Origin of the sequence: Solwaraspora sp. WMMD406, from assembly GCF_029626025.1 — a bacterium.
Taxonomy (GTDB): Bacteria; Actinomycetota; Actinomycetes; order Mycobacteriales; family Micromonosporaceae; genus Micromonospora_E.
Genome location: NZ_JARUBF010000001.1, coordinates 6,150,618 through 6,170,433 on the forward strand (window position 1 = coordinate 6,150,618; position 19,816 = coordinate 6,170,433).

The window sequence follows — 19,816 nt, forward strand, 5'->3', positions numbered from 1 at the left end:
GATGCGTTTCCGGACCGACACAAGCCTCCCCTCAGGCCACGTGCTGGATGACCGTCGGGCGCGGACGGCACGCCAGGCGGCGTCCAATCCGCCTACCGACGGAGGACGACACATCCACCGCTCGGTTTACCAGTCGGAGAAGCACTTTGCCATACCTCTGCCGGACAATGGTCACCGACGATGAGTTGCCGGTGTGGGCGGCAATTGTGGATCGGACCCGCCACGGCGGCCGGACAGTACGGTTCACCAGGGCGGACGAATAGCGCGCCGTCGCCGCCGGGTCAGCGTGTTCCGTCGAGCACCGTCGGCGGGCTGATCGCGAAGCGGGCCTCGACCACGGCGTGCACGGTCTGCACCTGCGGGTCGAGGTCGATCTCGGGAACCTCGCCCGGGGCCATCTCCATCGCGCCGAAACCACGGGCTGCACCGCGCAGCATCATCGGCTGGGGAGCGGACATGCCATGGTCGGCGAGCTCGATCAGCCCGGTCACCTCGGCGCCGAGAGCCAAGGCGTACTCCCGCGCCCGGCTGATCGCTTCGTCGATCGCCGCCCGACGGGCCTGTGCCAGGGCCGGACTGTCCGGGCGCAACGCCCACCACGGACCGCTGATCCGGGTCTGATCCTGGTCGGCGAGGCGGAGCATCAACTCACCGAGCACAGTGAAGTCGACCACCGTGACGGTGGTGCCGACGCTGGCGTGGTAGGCGCTGACCCGCTCACTCGAGCGCTTCAGCTCAGGCCGTACCAGCAGGCTGCCGGTCTCCCGGCGCTCGATCGCCGGTCCGTAACCGTCGATCAGGGACCGAACGGCGTCGCCGCGCTCCGCGAGGCGGGCCAGAGTGCCCGGTCGGTCCTTGCCCCGGGCGGTCACGGTGACGCTGAACCGGGCGAGTTCGGGCGGGACCTCGCGGGTCGTCTCACCCCGTACCGCCAGAACGGGGGCGACCTGCGCGCGGCCACCCGGCCGGTCGCTGGACACCGACCGGTCACCGGATACCGATTGGTCGCCGCGGCTCACGCTGTCATCCGCCATGTCAGCCAGCCTACGGCCGGCCGCCGATCCGAGCCATCCCAGCGGACCGACCACTGCCGGCCCGACCACGTCGACCCGCCGGTCCCCGTGGCCGGGACCGTGCCACTCGACCGTGCTACGGGACCGGGCTATCCGAGCCGCGCGACCGCAGCCGCGACCCGCTCGTCGCTCGCCGTCAGAGCGACCCGCACCTGGTGTTGACCCGCTGGGCCGTAGAACGATCCAGGAGCGACGAGGATGCCGCGGCTGGCGAACCAGTCCACCGTCGACCAGCAGTCCTCGTCGCGACCTGTCCAGAGATAGAGGCCGGCGGCGGAGTGGGTGACGGTGAAACCAGCACCGGTCAGGGCCGCGCGCAGCCGATCTCGCCGGGCGGCGTACCGGGCACGTTGATCCCGTACGTGGTCCTCGTCACCGAGGGCGGCGATCATCGCGGCCTGCACCGGTGCCGGCACGATCAGCCCCGCGTGCTTCCGGATCGCCAGCAGCTCCCGCACGATCCGCTCGTCACCGGCGACGAACCCGGCCCGGTAGCCGGCCAGGTTGCTGCGCTTGGAGAGCGAATGCACCGCGATCAGTCCGCTCAGGTCCCCGCCGTTGACCTGGTCGGAGAGGATGGACACCGGCTGTTCCTCCCAGCCGAGGCAGTGGTAGCACTCGTCACTGGCCACCACCGCGCCCCGCTCCCGGGCCCAGGCGACCACCTTGCGCAGATGCGCGACGGGCAGCACCTGCCCGGTGGGATTGCTCGGCGAGTTGACCCAGACCAGCCGGACGCGGCTGGTCGGACCGATCGCGGTCAGCGAGTCGGTCCGCACCACGTCGGCACCGGCCAGTCGCGCGCCCACCTCGTAGGTCGGATAGCAGACCTGCGGAATCACCACGGCGTCGCCGGATCCGAGCCCCAGCAGGGCGGGCAAACCGGCGACGAGTTCCTTGGAGCCGATCGTCGGGAGTACCCCGAGACCGTCGGTCGGGGCGTCGCACCAGCAGACGCACCAGTCCCGTACGGCCGCCCGCAACTGTGGCGAGCCGGCGGTCATCGGGTAGCCGGGGGTGTCCGAGGACGCCCGCAACGCCTCCTGGACGGTGGCGGGCACCGGGTCGACCGGGGTACCCACCGAAAGGTCGACGATCCCGTCGGGATGCCGTGCCGCGAGCGTCTTGGCCGGCTCCAACAGGTCCCACGGGAAATCCGGCAGGTCAGCGGAGCGGGCCCGGCGACGGGACCGGTCGGCTTCGCCGACCGGACCGACCGCCAGACCCGCTCTACCGGCAGTCAGTGTGCATCTCCGCGAGGCGGCTGGGCGGCGACGAACGGCGTGTCCTTCTCCACCTTGCCGATCTTGGAAGCACCGCCGGGGGACCCGAGATCCTCGAAGAACTCGTAGTTGGCGGTGGTGTAGTCCTTCCACTGCTCCGGCACGTCGTCCTCGTAGAAAATCGCCTCGACCGGACAGACCGGTTCGCAGGCACCGCAGTCGACGCACTCATCGGGGTGGATGTAGAGCATCCGATTGCCCTCGTAGATGCAATCGACCGGGCACTCCTCGATGCATGCCTTGTCGAGAACATCGACGCACGGCTCGGCGATGATGTAGGTCACTGGCCTTCCTCTCCGCACGACATGCCGCGATCGCCCGCGGCAGTTCGAGCCTAGTATCTCGCCGGAGAGGGGGTGGATCGTGCTCCGGCCACAGGATGTGGGACGCCGCGTGGTAGTCCGCAAGATTATAGGTGTCGGCGCGGGCCGTCCGCGCTACACCGATCATCTCGGCCTGCTCGCCGAGATGACCGAGACAGAGCTCACGGTCCTGACCCGGCACGGCCCGCGCCAGGTGCCGTTGACCGAGGTGCACCGCAGCAAGATCGTGCCCGCCTCGGCCAGCACCTCGGCCCGCCAGGCCGCCAGCCGGGACGCCGCCCGGGTCACCCGGTTGGAGCTGGTGGCCAACGAAGCGTGGCCCGCGCCGGAACAGCACCGCCTCGGCGACTGGCTACTGCGGGCGGCGGACGGGTGGACCGGACGGGCCAACTCGGCGCTGCCGCTCGGCGACCCCGGCCGACCGTTGCCGGCCGCGATCGACGCGGTCCGGACCTGGTACGCCGAGCGCGGGCTCCCACCGCAGTTCAACGTACCGCTGCCGGCCGCCGCGCCGGTCGCCGAGGAACTCGCCCGTGGCGGCGGGTGGCGGACCCGGCCGCTGGTGCTGGTGCAGACGGCGCCGCTGGCCGAATTGGTGGCCCGCGCCACCGAACGACCCGACCTGCCGGCGGTACGGCTCGACCCGCGACCATCGGCGGGATGGCTCGCTCTGGCCACCGCCAGCAAGTCCCCCACCCGGCCCGACGCCGCCACCCCGGCTGCCGCCGGCCCGGCCGGCACCACCTCCACCGGCACTACCGGTGGCACCGGTGCCACCGGAGACTCGGTCACGCTGCCGGCGGCGGCACGCCATCTGCTCACGACAGGCAACTCGGTGCGGTTCGCACACCTGGCCGACGGCGACGACCTGCTGGCCATCGCCCGTGCCTCGCTCAGCGCCGACGGCCACTGGTGCGCGGTGCTCCTGGTGGAGGTGGTGCCGTCGGCACGTCGTCGCGGCCTGGCGACGCACCTACTGCGGGCGATCGCGCACTGGGCCGGACACGAGATGGGTGCCCGGACCGCGTTTCTGCAGGTCGAGCAGCGCAACCCGGCGACCGAGCTCTACCGTCGGCTCGGCTTCACCACGCACCACGCGTACCTGCCCTGGCAGGCGGTCAGCGACGGACCACTCGACGCGGCTTGCTGAGTTTGGTCTCCGCGTACCGCTTCAGCGACTGCGACCGGTAGTCCCAGCCGAGCGCGGTGAGCAGCAGATAGCCGATCACGATCCCGCCCAGCGAGAAACCGAGATAGAGCCATACCTGGGAGAAGAACGCCCCGGCCCCGTTGGAAAACGCGTGGTCACCGCTGACGAACGGCCCGACGAAGATCGTCAACACCAGCGCGGCGAGCACCGTCGCGGCGAGGTCGCCGCTCCACCGGTCGACCGGGCTACGCCGGCCCCAGACGAACGCGACCGAACCGAGAACGACCGCGATGACGGCGAACATCGCCAACGAGAGCCGATCCTGCACCTCGCTGTCCGTATCGAACGCGAACCGGGTGATCAGCCTCGCCACCACGTTGACCGCGAACAGTGCCACCGCGAGCACACCGACCGGCAGCCATCGCTGCCTCATCGCTACCTCCGATCAGATGCACACCGAAAGACCGCACAGACTCACACCGAGAACGTCGATCGGTTCGACGTACCGAAATTCTAGGGAGTCAACGACGGTCGCGTCAGCTCCCACCGGTCGGTCCGATCCCACCGGTCGGTCCGATCCCGCCGTCCGATCCGGGCGGTGACGGCGGCGTACGCCGAGCCGCCGCCGGCTGGGACAGGATCATGCGGAACGCGATCACGGCGTAGGCGATCGCCCCCGCGAAGATCACCGCGAACCCGACCCAGTTGTTCCCCGCCAGCAGGATGTCCCCCTCGGTGGTCCCACCGGCCGCCAGCACCATCACCGCGAACCAGGCCGCCGCCGGCAACGCCAACGCCCACCGGGCACCGACCACCCGGACCGCGAACCAGCTGAGCCCCACGTTGGTGACCACCGCGATCAGGACCGAGACTCCCACCAGGTGTCCACCGACCCGTACGGTGGCCAGCAGCAACTCCAGGACGGCGGCGAGCAACGCCGCGACGGTGGCGAGCACGCCGCCGACGGTGCGCAGCCCCAGATCGACGAACCGGCGCCAGCGGGCCGGCGCCGACGGCTCGGCCACCGGCACCATGTCCTCCACCGCCGTCAGCTGGTCGGACGTCCCAGGCCAGGTCACCGAAGCGGCGCTCCAGCGACCGACGGGCCGGAACCCGGCGGACCGACGAGGGGTACGCCAGCGAACAGGTCGCTTTCCCAGCCGTACGGCCCGGCGCCCGGCCCACGGTCGCCGTAACCGAGGGTGAAGTATTCCACGCCCATGAACTCGCCGCCGAAGTTACCGGCGATCGAGTAGAGCCAGGAGCTGTCCGGGATCTGCGTGGCATGCGCGCGCATCGCGGCGACCTTCGCGGCGTACTCTTCGGTGCCGTCGATCCGCGCGGCGATTTCCGGGTCGGGCGTCCCGAACGGCAGGTCGTCGGCCGTCTCGACACCGGCGAACGGGTTGTTGGCGGCCCCCCGGAACGCGTCGATGCCGGCGGCGAGAACGCTCTTGGGCATCGCCGTCCAATAGATCTTGGCAGGTCCGAACCCGGCTGCGGCGGCCAGTTCAGCGGCCCGCATGGTCACCCGGTGCGCCTGGATGTGGTCCGGGTGCCCGTAGAACCCGTTGTCGTCGTAGGTGATCACCACCTGGGGCTGGAGCTCTCGCATCACGTCGAGCAGGTATCCGGCCGCTTCGTCGAGATCGGCCTGCCAGAACGCCCGAGGATGGTCGTTGGTGGGCAGCCCCATCATGCCGGAGTCCCGGTAACGGCCGGCCTCGCCCAGGAACCGGTGGTCGGCCACGCCAAGCGCCGCGCAGGCCGCCGCCAGCTCGGCGATCCGGTAGCCGCCCAACTGGTCGGCCTGCCCGGCGGCGATCCCGGCCAACGCCGGGACGTGCACCTCGCCCTCCTCACCGAGGGTGCAGGTGACCAGGGTGACGTGGGCACCGGCGGCGGCGTAACGGGCCATCGTGGCACCGGTACCGATCACCTCATCGTCAGGATGTGCGTGCACCAGCAGAAGCCGTCGAGCGGCGAGGTCGGTCACCCGGGCAACTTTACGCCGGATGGGCATCCACTCGAATTACCGGTCCCATCGCTGAACAGCCGGTTCTACGATCCGGGAGTGGAGTTTCCGGAGCTAGCCGCTCGTACCAGTGGATTCACCCGTGGCGCGCCACGGGCGGTGACGGTCGGCACCGACGGCGCGCGAGTGGTGTTCCTCCGTTCCGGCGGGCCGCAGGATCCCGCCGACCGACTGTGGTCGCTTGACACCCGTACCGGCGAGGAACGCCAGATCGCCGACCCGGCCCGGCTGCTCGCCGGCCGGGACCACCGCTCCGCGGCACCGCACACCGGCGTGGGGATCGACCGGTACGCCACCGACGCGGCCGCCCGGGTCGCCAGTTTCACCCTGGCCGGCCGACTGTTCCAGGCGGATCTGATCAACGGTGACGTGGTCGAGGTATCGGCGGTCGGCACCGTCACCGACCCTCGGCCGGACCCGACCGGCCGACGGATCGCGTACGTGTCGAACAGTTCGGACCTCCCGGACCGGTCGCCCGCATCGGACCGGTCGCACACCGTGGACCGGTCGCACACCGTGGACCGTGCCGTGCCCGCCGGGGACCCGTGGGGTGATCCGGCACCCGGACGGCTGCGGGTGGTGCACCCCGACGGCACCGACACGCTGCTCGCCGGCGAGGACGGCGACATCGTCTGGGCGGTGGCCGACCCGGTGGCCCGGCAGTTCGGTCGTGACCGGGGCTACTGGTGGTCCCCGGACGGCGCGAGCATCCTCGCCACCCGGGTGGACCAGTCCCGACTGCCGCGGTGGCACCTCGACGACCCGGCCAGCCCGCGACGGGCACCGCGAAACCGGGCGTACCCCTTCTGCGGTGGCCCGAACGCCGAGGTCACCCTGCACCTGCTCGACCTCGACGGCGGCTGGGTCGACGTGCACTGGGACCGGGAAACCTATCCCTATCTGGTGTCGGTCGACTGGTCCGACAACGGGCCGTTGATCACCGTACTGCGCCGGCTGCAACAGCACGGCCTGGTGCTCTCCATCGACCCGCGCACCGGCGAGACGCAGGTACACGCCGAACTGGCCGACCCCCGATGGGTGGAGCCGATCCCCGGCACCCCCTGCTATCTGCCCGACGGCCGGGTGCTGGTCGGCGGCGAACTCGCCCACGACGGGTACGACGCCCGCTGCCTGTTCGCCGACGGCACCCTGCTCACCCCGGCCGCGCTGTACGTACGCCGGGTCGTCGGTCGGCTACCCGGCCGGCACACCACCCCAGACCTCCTGGTCGAGGCGAGCGAGGGCGAACCGAGCGAGCAGCATCTCTACCGGGTCCGCACCGCCGCCGGTTCCAGCGGACTGGACGCCACCCGGATCACCACCAATCCCGGTTGGCACCACGGCGCCGTCGGCGGCGACGTGCTCGCGGTGGGTGCCGCCGCGCTCGACCACCACGGCGTGCGCTGGACCACTTGGCGGGACGGCACCGAGATCGGCGTCCTCAGGTCGCTGGCCGCCGCCCCGACGGTCACCCCGCGACCGGCGTTGGAGCGGGTCACCGACCGGCGGCTGCCCAGCGCCGTGCTGTATCCGCAGACGCACGTCGCCGGTCGACGGCTGCCGGTGCTGCTGGAGACGCACGGCGGGCCGGGCCACCAGCAGGTCCGCGCGGAGCAAACCAGTTGGCTGGCCCGACAGTGGTGGGCCGATGCCGGGTTCGCGGTGGTCTGCGTCGACAACCGGGGTACGCCGGGAGTGGCACCCAGCTTCGAGAAGGTGGTGCACCGGCGGCTCGCCGACGTACTGCTGGCCGATCAGGTGGACGCGTTGACCGCGCTCGCCGAGAAGCACCCGGATCTGGATCTCGGTCGGGTGGTGGTCCGTGGTCGTGGCTTCGGCGGCTGGCTCGCCACGCTGGCCGTGCTGCGCCGCCCGGAACTGTTCCGGGCGGCCGTGGCGGAAAGCCCGATCGCCGACTGGGAGTTGGCGGCCACCGCGTACGCCGAGCGTTACCTGGGTCTGCCCGAGGAGGGCGGGGAGATCTACCCGCACCACAGCCTGGTCGAATCGGCGACGGAGCCGGTGTCCGGCCCGCACCGGCCGCTGCTGCTGGTGCACCAACTCCTCGATCAGCAGACGCCGGCGGCGCACACCCTGCGGTTGTCGGCGGCGCTGCTGGCCGCCGGCCGGCCGCACGGGGTGCTACCGCTGGCCACCGGCGTCGGTCCGGACGCCGCCGAGGTCCTCCGGCTCGAGTTGGAGTTCCTTCAGCTCGCGTCGTGACGAGCTCGCGTCGTGACGGCCGGTTCCGCCGCGCCTGGCTGACCGGATTTGGCCCAGATCGACGGCTGCGACTCGTGAGGTGGCGTCGCATAGGGTCGAGCCCATGACGCACTTCGAGGTGGCCACCGCCGCGGTGCAGGCGGCCCTGGACGCGGGGGCGCGCTACGCGGATGCCCGGGTGATGCACCGCCGCTACGAGTCGATGACCGCCCGTAACGGCGAGATCGAAGCACTGGTGCAGCACACCGACGCCGGGCTGGGTGTACGGGCACTGGTCGGATCGAGCTGGGGCTTCTACGCCGTACCCGATCTGTCGGGGCCGGCCGCCCGGGCGGCCGGTGGCCGGGCCGCGAAGATCGCCGCGGCGAGCGCACAGGTGCCGGGTCCGCCGATCGATTTGGTGCCGACCGGCGCGGGTACCGCGAGCTGGGAAAGCATCTGCCTGGTCGATCCGCTGTCGGTGCCGCTGTCGGACAAGGGCGACCTGCTGGTCGGCGCCACCCGCACGATGTGCGAGCACGGCGCGGACATCGCCGAGGGGCTGTATCAGATCTGGGACACCAGCAAGTGGCTGGTGTCGAGTGCCGGACACCGGATCGACCAGCGGATCCGGGAGTGCGGGGCGGGGTTGTCCGCAACCGTGATCGGCGACGGAGAGACCCAACGGCGGTCCTATCCGAGTTATCGCGGCCAGTACGGCACCCGTGGCTGGGAGTTGGTCGACGAGCTGGACCTGCCGGCGCACGCGGCGCGGATCGCCGAGGAGGCGCGGGCCCTGCTCACCGCGCCGCCCTGCCCGGCCGGGGAGACCACGCTGATCCTCGGCAGCGAGCAGATGGCGCTGCAGATCCACGAATCGGTCGGACACGCGATCGAGCTCGACCGGATCCTGGGCTGGGAGGCCGCGTTCGCCGGCACCTCCTGGCTGGATCTGGCCCAGCTGGGCAGCCTGCGATACGGGTCCGAGCTGATGAACATCACGATCGATCCGACCATCCCGGGCGCGTTGGGCAGCTTCGGGTTCGACGACGAGGGATCGCCGGCGGTCAAGCGGGACGCGGTCCGCGAGGGACGCTGGGTGGGCGTGCTCGCCGGGCGGGACTCGGCCGCCGTCGCGGGCCTGGACTACGGCGGCAGCGTACGGGCGGACGGCTGGTCCCGGCTGCCGATGGTCCGGATGACCAACGTCGGTCTGGAGCCGGGGCCGCACTCCCTGGAGGAGATGATCGCCGCCACCGACAACGGGGTGTTGATGGACATCAACCGATCATGGTCGATCGACGACAAGCGGTTGAACTTCCAGTTCGGGTGCGAGATCGGTTGGGAGATCCGCGACGGCCGGTTGGGGCGGATGCTGCGCAACCCGACCTACACCGGGATCGGGCCGGTCTTCTGGCGCTCGATGGACATGCTCGCCGGCGACACCGTCGCCTGGGGCACCCCGAACTGCGGCAAGGGCCAGCCGGGTCAGGTCGGACACACCGGTCATCCGGCGGCCGCCGCGCGGTTCACCGGGGTACGAGTCGGAGTACGAGGTTGAGCACCAACGGAGAATCGGCCATGACAGCACAGGCGAGGGCCGGGACGGCACAGGCGGCGGCCGGGACGGTACGGGCGGCGGCGGAGACCGAGCTCGCCGGGCGGGTGGTGGAGCTGGTCCGCCGGGCGGCCGGGGCGGCCGTCGAGGCGGAGGCGTTCGTCGATCATCGCGCGCTGGCGTTGACCCGGTTCGCCAATTCGTTCATCCACCAGAACGTCGCCGACGCGACCAGCACGGTGTGGCTGCGGCTGCACGTCGACGGCCGTACGGCGATCGGGTCGACCACGATCACCGACGCCGACGGGCTCGTCGACCTGGTGGAGCGGACACTGACGGCGGCCCGGCTCTGTCCGCCCGATCCGGGCTGGCCGGGGTTGACCTCGCCGTCGGCGCTGCTGATCGGGGACGGGTGGGACGAGGCGACGGCACAGGCCGGGCCGGCGCAGCGCGCCGCCCTGGTCCGGGACTTCGTCGCCGCGGCCGAGGGCGAGGAGTGTGCCGGCTACTGCCGTACCGCCCACCGGTCGGCCGGGTTCGCCAACAGCGCCGGCCAGCAGGCGGGTGGCCGGGCGGCCGAGGCGGCGATGGACGGGGTGGTCCGCGCGGGCGGCGTCGACGGGGTGGCCCGTCTGGCCGCCGCGCGGCTGGTCGACGTCGACGGGACAGTGCTGGGGTCGCGGGCGGCGGTGAAGGCGCGCGCCGGACGGCATCCGGTGGACCTCGCCCCCGGGCGGTATCCGGTGGTGCTGGAGCCGACGGCGGTGGTGGACCTGCTGCAGATGCTGGCCCGTAACGGGTTCGCCGGCAAGGCCCACTACGAACGGCGGTCCTTCGTCGAGCTCGGTGCGGCGCAGTTCGATTCGGCGATCACCCTGGTCGACGACCCGTTGTCGGGGTGCGGGATGCCGTTCGACGCCGAGGGCACGCCGACTGCCCCTACGGTGCTGGTGGACTCCGGGGTCACCGTGGCGGTCACCCATGACCGGCGTACGGCGGCCCAGGCCGGCGCCGTCTCCACCGGACACGCCGCGCCGGGCAACGTGTCGTGGGGCCCGGTCGCTCAACATCTGCGTCTGCTGCCCGGCGACCAGATACCGCCGGGCGAGCAGCCACCGGCCGGCGAGCAGCCACCGCCGGGCGACGCCGTCCGGCCCGGCCCTGGCGGGGAGGTGCCGGGGCCGGCGGCCGACGTGGACAGCGCGGCCCTGGTCGCGTCGATGAAGCGGGGTCTGCTGGTCACCGATCTCTGGTACACCCGGGTGCTCGACCCCCGCAGTCTGGTGGTGACCGGGCTGACCCGTAACGGGGTGTGGCTGGTCGAGGAGGGCGAGATCGTCGCGGCGCTGCGGAACCTACGGTTCACCCAGTCGTACCCGGCCGCCCTGGCACCGGGCGCGGTGTCGGGCATCGGCGGCCGGGCCGCACGGTTGCCTGACGCGTGGGACAACACGTCCTGGCAGGCCCCCGCGCTACGACTGGCGAGTTGGCAGATCACCGGCGGGGCCACCGGCTGACCCTGGTTTGGGTATTGACGCCGACCAGCCTGGAATTTAGGTTAGGCATACCTCACTTCTGGTGGGTCCGCTGGCGGGTGGTGCAGGCTGGTCGACTGCGCCGCCCGCCGACCGCGACCGGCCGATCCCACCGAGCCGTGACCGGCCGATCCCACCGAGCCGTCGCCGGCTGATCCCCCCTGATCTGTGACCGGCGCCGCTGCCAACTCAGTGAGCTTCTGCACATCCACGCCCCGACGGGCAGGCCGGGCTTTCGTAACCGACGCGATACCGGCAAGACTCCCTTGCGCATACGTCCACCGGTACGCGGCGTAACGTGTGCACCGAACTGCGCCGACCCCACCGTGGGCACGGCGCAGGCTGGAGCACGCGGTCGCACGGCAGCACGGGCTCTGCCCCGCTCGCCACGGACCGGCCGAAGATATCCGGGTCCGCCTTCTGCGGGTCGGGCCCCGTCAGGGAGACAGGATGACGACTACGGCAACGATGCCGGGGCAGGCGCGGGCGCGCGCCGCCATCACGGCGAAGACGTTGCGCACCGACCGGTGGTGGCTGCCCCCGCTGATCACCGTCATCGGACTCGGTGCCTGGGTCACCTACGCCACCGTCCGGGTATTCATGCACGACTTCTACTGGGTCCAGGAGCACCACTACCTGACCCCGTTCTATTCACCCTGCGTCACGGAACGGTGTGTTCCCGAAGCGGCGCACTTCGGCCGGTTCCTACCCGGCTGGTGGATCATCCCGGACGCGGCGCTGACCCTGCCGTTCCTGCTGCTGTTCCGGCTGACCTGCTACTACTACCGCAAGGCCTACTACCGGGCGTTCTGGCTGAGCCCGCCAGCCTGCGCGGTGCCGGACGGCCACCAGCGCTACACCGGCGAGACCCGCTTCCCGCTGGTCTTCCAGAACGTGCACCGCTACGCCTTCTACGCCGCCGCGATCATCTCGCTGATCAACACCTGGGACGCGGTCCTCGCCTTCGACGGCGAGAACGGCTTCGGCGTCGGCCTGGGCAACGTCATCCTGCTCGGCAACGTGATCATGCTGTGGGCGTACACGCTGTCCTGCCACTCCTGCCGGCACATCGCCGGCGGCCGGCTGAAGCACTTCTCCAAGCACCCGGTGCGCTACCGGGCCTGGACGTTCATCTCCAAGCTCAACGTCCGGCACATGCAGCTGGCCTGGATCACCCTCGGCACGCTGGCGCTGACCGACTTCTACGTGATGGCGCTGTCCGCCGGCTGGTTCGGCGACCTGCGGTTCTTCAACTAAGGGCTTGGACGATATGACTACCCGAATCGAACGACACCACTACGACGTCGTGGTCATCGGTGCCGGTGGCGCCGGGCTGCGGGCGGCGATCGAGGCCCGGCTGGCCGGCAAACGTACCGCGATCATCTCCAAGTCGCTGTTCGGCAAGGCGCACACGGTGATGGCCGAGGGCGGCGCGGCGGCGGCGATGGGCAACGTCAACAGCCGCGACAACTGGCAGGTGCATTTCCGCGACACCATGCGCGGCGGCAAGTTCCTCAACAACTTCCGGATGGCCGAGCTGCACGCCAAGGAGTCACCGCAGCGGATCTGGGAGCTGGAGACGTACGGCGCGCTGTTCGACCGTACGAAGGACGGCAAGATCTCGCAGCGCAACTTCGGCGGTCACGAGTATCCGCGACTTGCCCACGTCGGTGACCGCACCGGCCTGGAGCTGATCCGTACCCTGCAGCAGAAGATCGTCTCGCTGCAACAGGAAGACAAGCGGGAGTACGGCGTCCACGACGCCCGGATCAAGGTCTTCGCCGAGACCACCATCACCGAGCTGATGCTGGAGGACGGGCCGGACGGCCCCCGGGTCGCCGGCGCGTTCGGCTACTACCGGGAGAGCGGAGAGTTCGTGCTCTTCGAGGCGCCGGCCGTGGTGCTGGCCACCGGCGGGGTCGGCAAGTCGTACAAGGTGACCTCCAACTCGTGGGAGTACACCGGCGACGGGCACGCGCTCGCCCTGCGGGCCGGCGCGACCCTGATCAACATGGAGTTCCTGCAGTTCCACCCGACCGGCATGGTCTGGCCGCCGTCGGTCAAGGGCATCCTGGTCACCGAATCGGTCCGGGGCGACGGCGGCGTGCTGCGCAACACCGACGGCAAACGGTTCATGTTCGACTACGTCCCCGACGTGTTCCGCAAGCAGTACGCGGAGACCGAGGAGGAAGCCGACCGCTGGTACACCGACCCGGACAACAACCGGCGTCCGCCGGAGCTGCTGCCCCGCGACGAGGTCGCCCGGGCGATCAACAGCGAGGTCAAGGCCGGCCGGGGTACGGAATCCGGCGGCGTGCTGCTGGACATCGCCAGCCGGCTACCGGCCGAGGAGATCCGCCGCCGGCTGCCGTCGATGTACCACCAGTTCAAGGAGCTGGCCGACGTCGACATCACCAAGCAGCCGATGGAGGTCGGACCGACCTGCCACTACGTGATGGGTGGCGTCGAGGTCGACCCGGACACCGCCGCTGCGGCCGGTCGGATCAGTGGCCTGTTCGCCGCCGGTGAGGTCTCCGGTGGCATGCACGGCTCCAACCGGCTCGGCGGCAACTCCCTGTCCGACCTGCTGGTCTTCGGCAAGCGGGCCGGCGAGCACGCTGCGGCGTACGTCGGCGAACTGGACCGGCGGCCCAAGGTGGCACCGGCCGACGTCGAGGAAGCGGTGGACCAGGCCCTGGCCCCGCTGTCGCGCGACACCGGGGAGAACCCGTACACCCTGCAGCAGGATCTGCAGGCGGTGATGGGCGACCTGGTCGGCATCATCCGGCGCGAGGGCGAGCTGGCGGAGTCGCTGGTCAAGCTGACCGAGCTGCGCGAACGGGTGGCCAAGGTGAGCGCGGCCGGCGGCCGACGCTACAACCCGGGCTGGCACCTGGCGCTGGATCTGCGCAACATGCTGGTGGTGTCGGAGTGCACCGCCAAGGCGGCGCTGGAGCGTACCGAGTCACGCGGCGGGCACACCCGCGAGGACCACCCGACGATGGCGCCGCAGTGGCGCACGGTCAACCTGGTCTGCGCGCTTGACGGCGACACGGTGACACTCGAACGCAAGCCGTTGCCCACGATGCGCCCCGAGCTGATCCAGCTCTTCGACCGGGCGGAGCTCGCCAAGTATCTGACCGACGAGGAACTCGTGGAGTTCGACGCGCTGGCACAGGACGCGCTCGCTGAGGAGGCGGACAACTGATGGGGACCAAGCGCCACTTCAAGGTGTGGCGGGGCGACGAGACCGGCGGCGAGCTGCAGGACTACCAGGTCGAGGTGAACGAGGGCGAGGTCGTCCTCGACGTCATCCACCGGCTGCAGGCGACCGAGGCTCCGGACCTGGCCTGCCGGTGGAACTGCAAGGCCGGCAAGTGCGGCTCCTGCTCGATGGAGATCAACGGCATGCCCCGGCTGGGGTGCATGACCCGGATGTCGACCTTCGAGGAGAACGAGACGATCAGCGTCACCCCGCTGCGGACCTTCCCGGTGATCCGGGACCTGGTGACCGACGTGTCGTTCAACTACCAGAAGTCGCTGGAGACGCCGGCGTTCAGCCCGCCGGAGGATCTGGCGCCGGGCGAATACCGGATGCAACAGGTCGACGTGGAACGCTCCCAGGAGTTCCGCAAGTGCATCGAGTGCTTCCTGTGTCAGAACACCTGCCACGTCGTGCGTGATCACGACGACAACAAGAAGGCGTTCTCCGGGCCACGGGTGTTCATCCGTACCGCCGAGCTGGACATGCACCCGTTGGACACCAGGACCGACCGCAAGGAGTACGCCCAGGCGTCGCAGGGTCTGGGCTACTGCAACATCACCAAGTGCTGCACCGAGGTCTGCCCGGAACACATCAAGATCACCGACAACGCGATCATCCCGATGAAGGAACGGGTCGTCGACCGGCGGTACGATCCCCTGGTGTGGCTCGGTAGCAAGATCTTCCGTCGTGGACACAACGGTGCCGCCGACGACGGGTCGACGCTCGGCAAGTCCGGCCTCGACCAGCCGGCTACCGTCGCGGCGGCCGGTCGGCCGGCCGACGGCGACCACAGTGCCACGGCCGACGCCGCGCGCGGAGTGAACTGGCACCGCCAGGTACCCCGGCCGCAGGCCGCCGCCGTGGACGAGAAGGGGCACCTGCCGATCAGCGAGTTGGCGTTCGACAAGCCGGCCGCGCCGTCGCCGTTCGGCGAGGACGTCACCTTCCCGCTGCCGGACAAGTCGCTCAACTACCACCACCCCGACCAGGACCGCTGACGCGGCCAGCACCCGACGCAGGACCGCTGACGCGGCCAGCACCCCCGGCACAGCCGACGATCGCCCCACCCGGTGCTTGGAGTACCAGGTGGGCGATCGTCGTAGGGTTGCCGGCACAGATCGACAGTCGTAACATCCTTCGCGGAGCCGGGAGCTGATCTCACCGATCGTCCCGTCGTGGGCGGTGTCGGGCCGCCGAGCCCACGGCATCAGTCCGCCTCGCGGGCTGCCCGCCAAAGGAGCTCCACGACCATGCCATCGCTGCGGCGCTACCGCCTGCCTTCGATAATCCTCGCCACAGCCATCGCCCTCGGCGTCACCGTCGTCTGGCTCGCACCGAACGCGGACGCCAGCGAACTCTGCGGCCGGACCGACGCGATCGACATCGCCGGCAAACGACACGTGGTGATGAACAACGTCTGGGGTGCTGACACCGCGCAGTGTCTGACGGTCGACCAGGACGGCGGATTCACCGTCAGCCACTCCGAACACGACAAGCGCACCGGATCGGCGGCCGCGTACCCGACGATCTATCAAGGCTGCCACTGGGGCAACTGCACCCTCGACAGCGGTCTGCCGATCAAGGTACGCGACATCCGGGCCGCCCGGTCGAGCTGGCGGATCGACACCGCCGACGCCGACGGTCGCTGGAACGCGACGTACGACCTGTGGTTCCACACCAGCGCCGACGTGCGCCGCTCCCCCGACGGCGCCGAACTGATGGTGTGGCTCGACCGGGCCGGCGGAGCCCGACCAGCCGGCACCCTGGTCGCCCGCGACGTGGCGCTGGCCGGGGCGGTCTGGGACGTCTACTACGCCGACTGGCACTGGAACTACATCGCATACGTGCGGGTCGACCCGACCGACCGGGTCGACGACGTCGAGCTGGCCGCGTTCACCCGCGACGCGATCGGCCGAGGCTACCTCGACCGTGACTGGTACCTCAGCGGTGTCGAAGCCGGCTTCGAGATCTGGCGCAACGGCACCGGGCTGGCCTCGAACTCCTTCCGGGTCGAGGTCACCAGCTGAGCCCTTTCAGCTCGATGTCGCCAGCTCACGAGTCGGCGAGCAGTGGCCGCAGGGCGGCCACGATCGGTACGTCGGCGGGCAGCCAGGTCACGTCGTCGAGCTCGTCGGCGGACAGCCAGCGCAGGGCGGCGTGCTCGAACGCCTGCGGCCGCCCGTCGCCACGCAGCCGGGCCTGATACACCCGCAGCACCGACCAGCCACGAGCCAGCGGTACGTCCGCACCGACTCGGTCACCGACAGCGACGGTAACGCCCAGTTCCTCCCGGCATTCACGGATCAGCGCTTCGTGCTCCGATTCACCGTCCTCTACCTTTCCGCCCGGAAACTCCCACTTGCCGGCGACCTCCGGCGGATGGGAGCGCGCGCAGGCCAGGACCCGGCCATCGAGCAGGATGGCGGCGCCGACCACCACCCGCTGCCTGCCTCGTTGCGTTCGCACAGCGAGTCAGCCTGCCAGATCAATCAGCAATTCGGGTAACCCTGCTGTCTGCTAGGACAGCAGATGCCGGAAAGGTGGACGTGGACACCCGGCCACTTAGAGGTAAGACTGAGGACCACCAATCAAGACACAGGACGGCGACAATTTGGCCACAAGCCGGCAACGACGCCTGGGAGGGGTGGCTTTGCGAGCGCTCTGGACCGGCCGGGCCGGCCGCGACTACCTTAGCGACGCGTTGACTCAGCTGGCGGGCTGGCGGCAGGACGGGCAGCAGATCCACCGCACTCTCGATCTTGACGACAGCCAGCACGCCGAGCTCACCGAGCGGATCAAGGTGGCGGCCGATGCCCTGCACCTTCGGCCCGACGTACGCCGAGCCGACGGACAGACCGAGATCATCCTCGGCTCCCTCAACGGCGACAAGATCACCGAAGGCGACGTGGCGCTCGCCGCCCGGATCGAGGAGGCCTACCGGATCATCGTCGGCACCAGCTGACCACGATCCGTGGTTGCCGGACCTGCCTACCCTTGCCTCCATGGCGAACGTGACGTACGACCGGCGCGAGCAGCTTCAGCAGATCCAGAGCGGCCTGCTCGACGGGGAACAGGTGATCGCGGTCTACGACGCGATCGGCACCGGCACCGGCTTCATCGGCCTGACCGACCGACGCGTGATCATCCAGGACAAGTCCTTCGTCGGCAAGAAGTTCGCCATCACCAGCATCCCGTACTCCAAGGTGACCAGCGTGAGCGTGGTCAGCAACAAGTCGTGGGGCGGCTCGTTCTTCTCCACCGGGGCGATCGCCATCCACGTCGGCACCCACACCTACGAGGTCGAGTTCCGGGGCGACCAGAAGGCCCACCACGTCCACAACGTGATCCTGCACTACATCTCGTAACCGACCATTCGCCGATTGTGGTCGTTTTGCGCGAGAAGACCCGGCTGGACCCTGGTTGTAACGCCGAGCTGTCTGCTCCACCCTTCGGATCAGCTGTCCCGTACGTCGCAGCGCCAGTGCGTGTCCGCATCGCGCCGGGTCTCAGCCTCACATCGTGCGGTGTCCGGTCCGGTCCGGTCCGAGCCGCTCCGCCCGCCGGGTTGGTGCGGCGCCAAGCGCGGCAGCCGGCCGCCGGATGGGTGGGGAATCGTCGACGGGGCGGGGTCGTTACACATGGTCGAGCCACGCACCCCCGCCCTACCGCGAGGCGCGCGGCGTCAGGCCCGTGAGCGGGCCGTCGGGACTGTGCAGACGCGCCGACGGCCCGCGAGCCGCCCGGGGGAATGACCGACCGGCCCGCGTGGTTGTACATGGTCACGACGCGCAGCAGCAAGCGCCCGGCACCGGACAGGCACCCGGTGCGTCCGGGCCTCCGCGTACGTGATGCGACACGATCCCGCGCATATCGCGCACCTGAAAATCACCCCGTACCACCCGGATGACCGTTTACCGCGCACCCGCCCGCACCGAGGTGCGCAACCCCCGGAAACGGAAGGTGGACCCCCCATGACCACGATCATCAGCCGCACCCTGCGTACCAGCCTGCGCACCACCGCCCTCGGCATCGCCGGCCTCACGCTTGCCGGCGGCGCGATCGCCGGCCCCGCGCTGGCCGCCGACCACGCCCCCACCAGCCTCGCCGCCCCGGCGTCGGCCGCTGCCGCCAGCGGGGTCGACACCAGCAAGCTCATCCCGCACGGTGTGCAGGGCCAGCAGTCCCGAATCGACCTGACCGCCGAACAGACCGACAACGCCAAGGGCATCATCGCCGCCACCAAGAAGGCCGGCATGGACGAACGCGCCGCCGTCGTCGCCATCGCCACCGCCCTGCAGGAATCCAAGCTGGAGAACCTCGGCCACCTCGGCGAGCGCAACGACCACGACTCGCAGGGCCTGTTCCAGCAGCGCCCCTCCTCCGGCTGGGGCACCGTCGAGCAGATCACCGACGTCGAGTACTCCACCACCGCGTTCCTCAACGGCCTCAAGGGAGTCGACGGCTGGCAGGACATGCCGCTGACCGACGCCGCGCAGAAGGTCCAGGTGTCGGCGTACCCGTTCCACTATGCCCAGTGGGAGACCCAGGCCGCCGAGATCGTCGCCGCCCACTGGAACAGCTGACCACCACCAGCCAGGACCGAAGGGCCGGACCCCGTACCCGGGGTCCGGCCCTTCGGCGCGTGCTTACCTCAGGATTGCTTGTCCGGGGTGACGAATGTGCCGCGCCCGGTGAAGGTGACCACCCGGCCTCCCTCGCGGAGCACGTCCAGCGCGGCGCGCACGGTGCCGCGCGCCACGCCGTACGTCTGCGCCAGCGTCACCTCGCCGGGCAGCTTGTGCCCGGGCGGCCACTCGCCGCTGTCGATCCTCGCCTTCAGGGCGTCGGCCACCTGCTCGGCGAACGAACGCGGCGACCAAGGGTCGATCATGCCTAACAGGCTGCCACCTGTATAGCCACGCCCAGCTGTCTATCTCATCCGTTCTATGGACATGCTGAACAGGCTGTACTAGCGTCGACGCCACTCATACAGAGCGGCCCTCGGCTCGCGTAGCAGCGCTTGCCGAGGGCCTTGACGCGAAGCGAGGTCGCGCCCGTGAGCATTCTGCCCGAAACACCCCCGCCTATCAGCGATCCCAAGGCTCCACCCGCACTGCCAGCGACCAAGGGGAACGCTCCCGGCGATGGGCCTACCAGCCAGAAAAGGGGGATCCTGGTCGCCGGGCCGAGAGAGTTGCCGGCGTACGGGACGGTGCGGATCTGGGTGGACGCCGGCTCAGGTGGGACCGGCGAGCGGGCAGACGTCGCCGTCGACCGACTCCGGCTGGCGGAGATCGACAGCGGCGAAGGGGCCACCGCCCTCTACCGACTGGCGACGTCCCACCACCAAGGCTGACCGGACGTCGGCACCCCGCTACGTCATCGAGGTGAG

20 protein-coding genes are annotated in these 19,816 nt (G+C 70.3%); 12 read left to right on the forward strand and 8 right to left on the reverse strand.

The window, feature by feature from the left end; genetic code table 11:
- Nucleotides 1-281: 281 nt before the first annotated feature.
- From O7632_RS27305 to fdxA, 3 genes are all read right to left on the reverse strand, one after another.
- Complete coding sequence (locus O7632_RS27305; protein ID WP_347403606.1) at nucleotides 282-1,034, reverse strand: SIMPL domain-containing protein; 753 nt, start codon at nucleotides 1,032-1,034, stop codon at nucleotides 282-284.
- A 128-nt stretch (nucleotides 1,035-1,162) separates the two neighbouring features.
- The gene (gene dapC, locus O7632_RS27310; protein WP_278120438.1) at nucleotides 1,163-2,296 is read right to left on the reverse strand and encodes a succinyldiaminopimelate transaminase; all 1,134 of its coding nucleotides are present in this window, start codon (nucleotides 2,294-2,296) and stop codon (nucleotides 1,163-1,165) included.
- 17 nt (nucleotides 2,297-2,313) lie between these two features.
- A complete protein-coding gene (fdxA, locus tag O7632_RS27315; RefSeq protein WP_278118416.1) occupies nucleotides 2,314-2,640 on the reverse strand; it encodes a ferredoxin in 327 nt (108 codons plus the stop codon).
- Nucleotides 2,641-2,719: 79 nt separating this feature from the next.
- On the opposite strand from fdxA, the gene O7632_RS27320 reads away from it, so the two are divergent.
- Nucleotides 2,720-3,829: a GNAT family N-acetyltransferase gene (locus O7632_RS27320; RefSeq protein WP_278118418.1), complete on the forward strand. Its 1,110-nt coding sequence runs from the start codon at nucleotides 2,720-2,722 to the stop codon at nucleotides 3,827-3,829.
- On the opposite strand, the gene O7632_RS27325 is transcribed toward O7632_RS27320, so the two are convergent.
- From O7632_RS27325 to mshB, 3 genes are all read right to left on the reverse strand, one after another.
- Nucleotides 3,798-4,262, reverse strand: coding sequence for a hypothetical protein (locus tag O7632_RS27325; protein ID WP_278118420.1), 465 nt, complete (start codon nucleotides 4,260-4,262; stop codon nucleotides 3,798-3,800). The genes O7632_RS27320 and O7632_RS27325 overlap by 32 nt on opposite strands.
- 103 nt (nucleotides 4,263-4,365) lie before the next feature.
- The gene (locus tag O7632_RS27330; protein ID WP_278118422.1) at nucleotides 4,366-4,908 is read right to left on the reverse strand and encodes a hypothetical protein; all 543 of its coding nucleotides are present in this window, start codon (nucleotides 4,906-4,908) and stop codon (nucleotides 4,366-4,368) included.
- Nucleotides 4,905-5,852, reverse strand: a complete 948-nt coding sequence (gene mshB, locus O7632_RS27335) for an N-acetyl-1-D-myo-inositol-2-amino-2-deoxy-alpha-D-glucopyranoside deacetylase (protein WP_278118424.1) — start codon at nucleotides 5,850-5,852, stop codon at nucleotides 4,905-4,907. The genes O7632_RS27330 and mshB overlap by 4 nt, the downstream gene beginning before the upstream one ends.
- Before the next feature lie 51 nt (nucleotides 5,853-5,903).
- On the opposite strand from mshB, the gene O7632_RS27340 reads away from it, so the two are divergent.
- The 7 genes from O7632_RS27340 to O7632_RS27370 all read left to right on the forward strand — a co-directional run bounded on the left by O7632_RS27340 (nucleotide 5,904) and on the right by O7632_RS27370 (nucleotide 16,451).
- Nucleotides 5,904-8,087, forward strand: a complete 2,184-nt coding sequence (locus O7632_RS27340; protein WP_278118426.1) for a prolyl oligopeptidase family serine peptidase — start codon at nucleotides 5,904-5,906, stop codon at nucleotides 8,085-8,087.
- 103 nt (nucleotides 8,088-8,190) lie between these two features.
- The gene (locus tag O7632_RS27345; protein WP_278118428.1) at nucleotides 8,191-9,627 is read left to right on the forward strand and encodes a TldD/PmbA family protein; all 1,437 of its coding nucleotides are present in this window, start codon (nucleotides 8,191-8,193) and stop codon (nucleotides 9,625-9,627) included.
- Nucleotides 9,628-9,647: 20 nt separating this feature from the next.
- Nucleotides 9,648-11,141, forward strand: coding sequence for a metallopeptidase TldD-related protein (locus O7632_RS27350; protein WP_278118430.1), 1,494 nt, complete (start codon nucleotides 9,648-9,650; stop codon nucleotides 11,139-11,141).
- A gap of 468 nt (nucleotides 11,142-11,609) precedes the next feature.
- Nucleotides 11,610-12,416, forward strand: a complete 807-nt coding sequence (locus O7632_RS27355) for a hypothetical protein (protein WP_278118432.1) — start codon at nucleotides 11,610-11,612, stop codon at nucleotides 12,414-12,416.
- Between the two features lie 13 nt (nucleotides 12,417-12,429).
- Nucleotides 12,430-14,367 carry a fumarate reductase/succinate dehydrogenase flavoprotein subunit gene (locus tag O7632_RS27360; RefSeq protein ID WP_278118433.1) on the forward strand — a complete coding sequence of 646 codons (1,938 nt, stop codon included), beginning with the start codon at nucleotides 12,430-12,432 and terminating at the stop codon, nucleotides 14,365-14,367.
- Nucleotides 14,367-15,422, forward strand: a complete 1,056-nt coding sequence (locus O7632_RS27365; RefSeq protein ID WP_278118436.1) for a succinate dehydrogenase/fumarate reductase iron-sulfur subunit — start codon at nucleotides 14,367-14,369, stop codon at nucleotides 15,420-15,422. The genes O7632_RS27360 and O7632_RS27365 overlap by 1 nt, the downstream gene beginning before the upstream one ends.
- Before the next feature lie 252 nt (nucleotides 15,423-15,674).
- The gene (locus O7632_RS27370) at nucleotides 15,675-16,451 is read left to right on the forward strand and encodes a hypothetical protein (protein ID WP_278118438.1); all 777 of its coding nucleotides are present in this window, start codon (nucleotides 15,675-15,677) and stop codon (nucleotides 16,449-16,451) included.
- A gap of 25 nt (nucleotides 16,452-16,476) precedes the next feature.
- Here the strand turns inward: O7632_RS27370 and O7632_RS27375 are convergent, their stop codons facing one another.
- Nucleotides 16,477-16,863, reverse strand: coding sequence for a (deoxy)nucleoside triphosphate pyrophosphohydrolase (locus O7632_RS27375; RefSeq protein WP_278120439.1), 387 nt, complete (start codon nucleotides 16,861-16,863; stop codon nucleotides 16,477-16,479).
- A 211-nt stretch (nucleotides 16,864-17,074) separates the two neighbouring features.
- Here O7632_RS27375 and O7632_RS27380 point away from each other — a divergent pair, with 211 nt between their 5' ends.
- The 3 genes from O7632_RS27380 (at nucleotide 17,075) to O7632_RS27390 (ending at nucleotide 19,007) form a co-directional block, all read left to right on the forward strand.
- Nucleotides 17,075-17,386, forward strand: a complete 312-nt coding sequence (locus O7632_RS27380; RefSeq protein ID WP_278118439.1) for a 4a-hydroxytetrahydrobiopterin dehydratase — start codon at nucleotides 17,075-17,077, stop codon at nucleotides 17,384-17,386.
- A gap of 40 nt (nucleotides 17,387-17,426) precedes the next feature.
- The gene (locus O7632_RS27385) at nucleotides 17,427-17,789 is read left to right on the forward strand and encodes a PH domain-containing protein (RefSeq protein WP_278118441.1); all 363 of its coding nucleotides are present in this window, start codon (nucleotides 17,427-17,429) and stop codon (nucleotides 17,787-17,789) included.
- A 630-nt stretch (nucleotides 17,790-18,419) separates the two neighbouring features.
- Nucleotides 18,420-19,007 carry a hypothetical protein gene (locus O7632_RS27390; RefSeq protein WP_278120441.1) on the forward strand — a complete coding sequence of 196 codons (588 nt, stop codon included), beginning with the start codon at nucleotides 18,420-18,422 and terminating at the stop codon, nucleotides 19,005-19,007.
- 68 nt (nucleotides 19,008-19,075) lie between these two features.
- On the opposite strand, the gene O7632_RS27395 is transcribed toward O7632_RS27390, so the two are convergent.
- Nucleotides 19,076-19,315 carry a GntR family transcriptional regulator gene (locus O7632_RS27395; RefSeq protein WP_278118443.1) on the reverse strand — a complete coding sequence of 80 codons (240 nt, stop codon included), beginning with the start codon at nucleotides 19,313-19,315 and terminating at the stop codon, nucleotides 19,076-19,078.
- Nucleotides 19,316-19,480: 165 nt separating this feature from the next.
- Here O7632_RS27395 and O7632_RS27400 point away from each other — a divergent pair, with 165 nt between their 5' ends.
- Nucleotides 19,481-19,780 (forward strand): hypothetical protein, encoded by a 300-nt coding sequence (locus O7632_RS27400; protein ID WP_278118445.1) that lies wholly within the window; start codon nucleotides 19,481-19,483, stop codon nucleotides 19,778-19,780.
- Nucleotides 19,781-19,816 lie beyond the last annotated feature (36 nt).

Excerpts from the sequence above, each read along its gene's own strand:
- O7632_RS27355 (WP_278118432.1), top strand. The coding sequence starts at position 11,610 with ATGACGACTACGGCAACGATGCCGGGGCAGGCGCGGGCGCGCGCCGCC.
- O7632_RS27365 (WP_278118436.1), top strand. The coding sequence starts at position 14,367 with ATGGGGACCAAGCGCCACTTCAAGGTGTGGCGGGGCGACGAGACCGGC.
- O7632_RS27350 (WP_278118430.1), top strand. The coding sequence starts at position 9,648 with ATGACAGCACAGGCGAGGGCCGGGACGGCACAGGCGGCGGCCGGGACG.
- O7632_RS27385 (WP_278118441.1), top strand. The coding sequence starts at position 17,427 with ATGGCGAACGTGACGTACGACCGGCGCGAGCAGCTTCAGCAGATCCAG.
- O7632_RS27360 (WP_278118433.1), top strand. The coding sequence starts at position 12,430 with ATGACTACCCGAATCGAACGACACCACTACGACGTCGTGGTCATCGGT.
- O7632_RS27345 (WP_278118428.1), top strand. The coding sequence starts at position 8,191 with ATGACGCACTTCGAGGTGGCCACCGCCGCGGTGCAGGCGGCCCTGGAC.
- O7632_RS27325 (WP_278118420.1), bottom strand. The coding sequence starts at position 4,262 with ATGAGGCAGCGATGGCTGCCGGTCGGTGTGCTCGCGGTGGCACTGTTC.
- O7632_RS27370 (WP_278118438.1), top strand. The coding sequence starts at position 15,675 with ATGCCATCGCTGCGGCGCTACCGCCTGCCTTCGATAATCCTCGCCACA.
- O7632_RS27305 (WP_347403606.1), bottom strand. The coding sequence starts at position 1,034 with ATGGCGGATGACAGCGTGAGCCGCGGCGACCAATCGGTATCCGGTGAC.
- mshB (WP_278118424.1), bottom strand. The coding sequence starts at position 5,852 with ATGCCCATCCGGCGTAAAGTTGCCCGGGTGACCGACCTCGCCGCTCGA.
- O7632_RS27395 (WP_278118443.1), bottom strand. The coding sequence starts at position 19,315 with ATGATCGACCCTTGGTCGCCGCGTTCGTTCGCCGAGCAGGTGGCCGAC.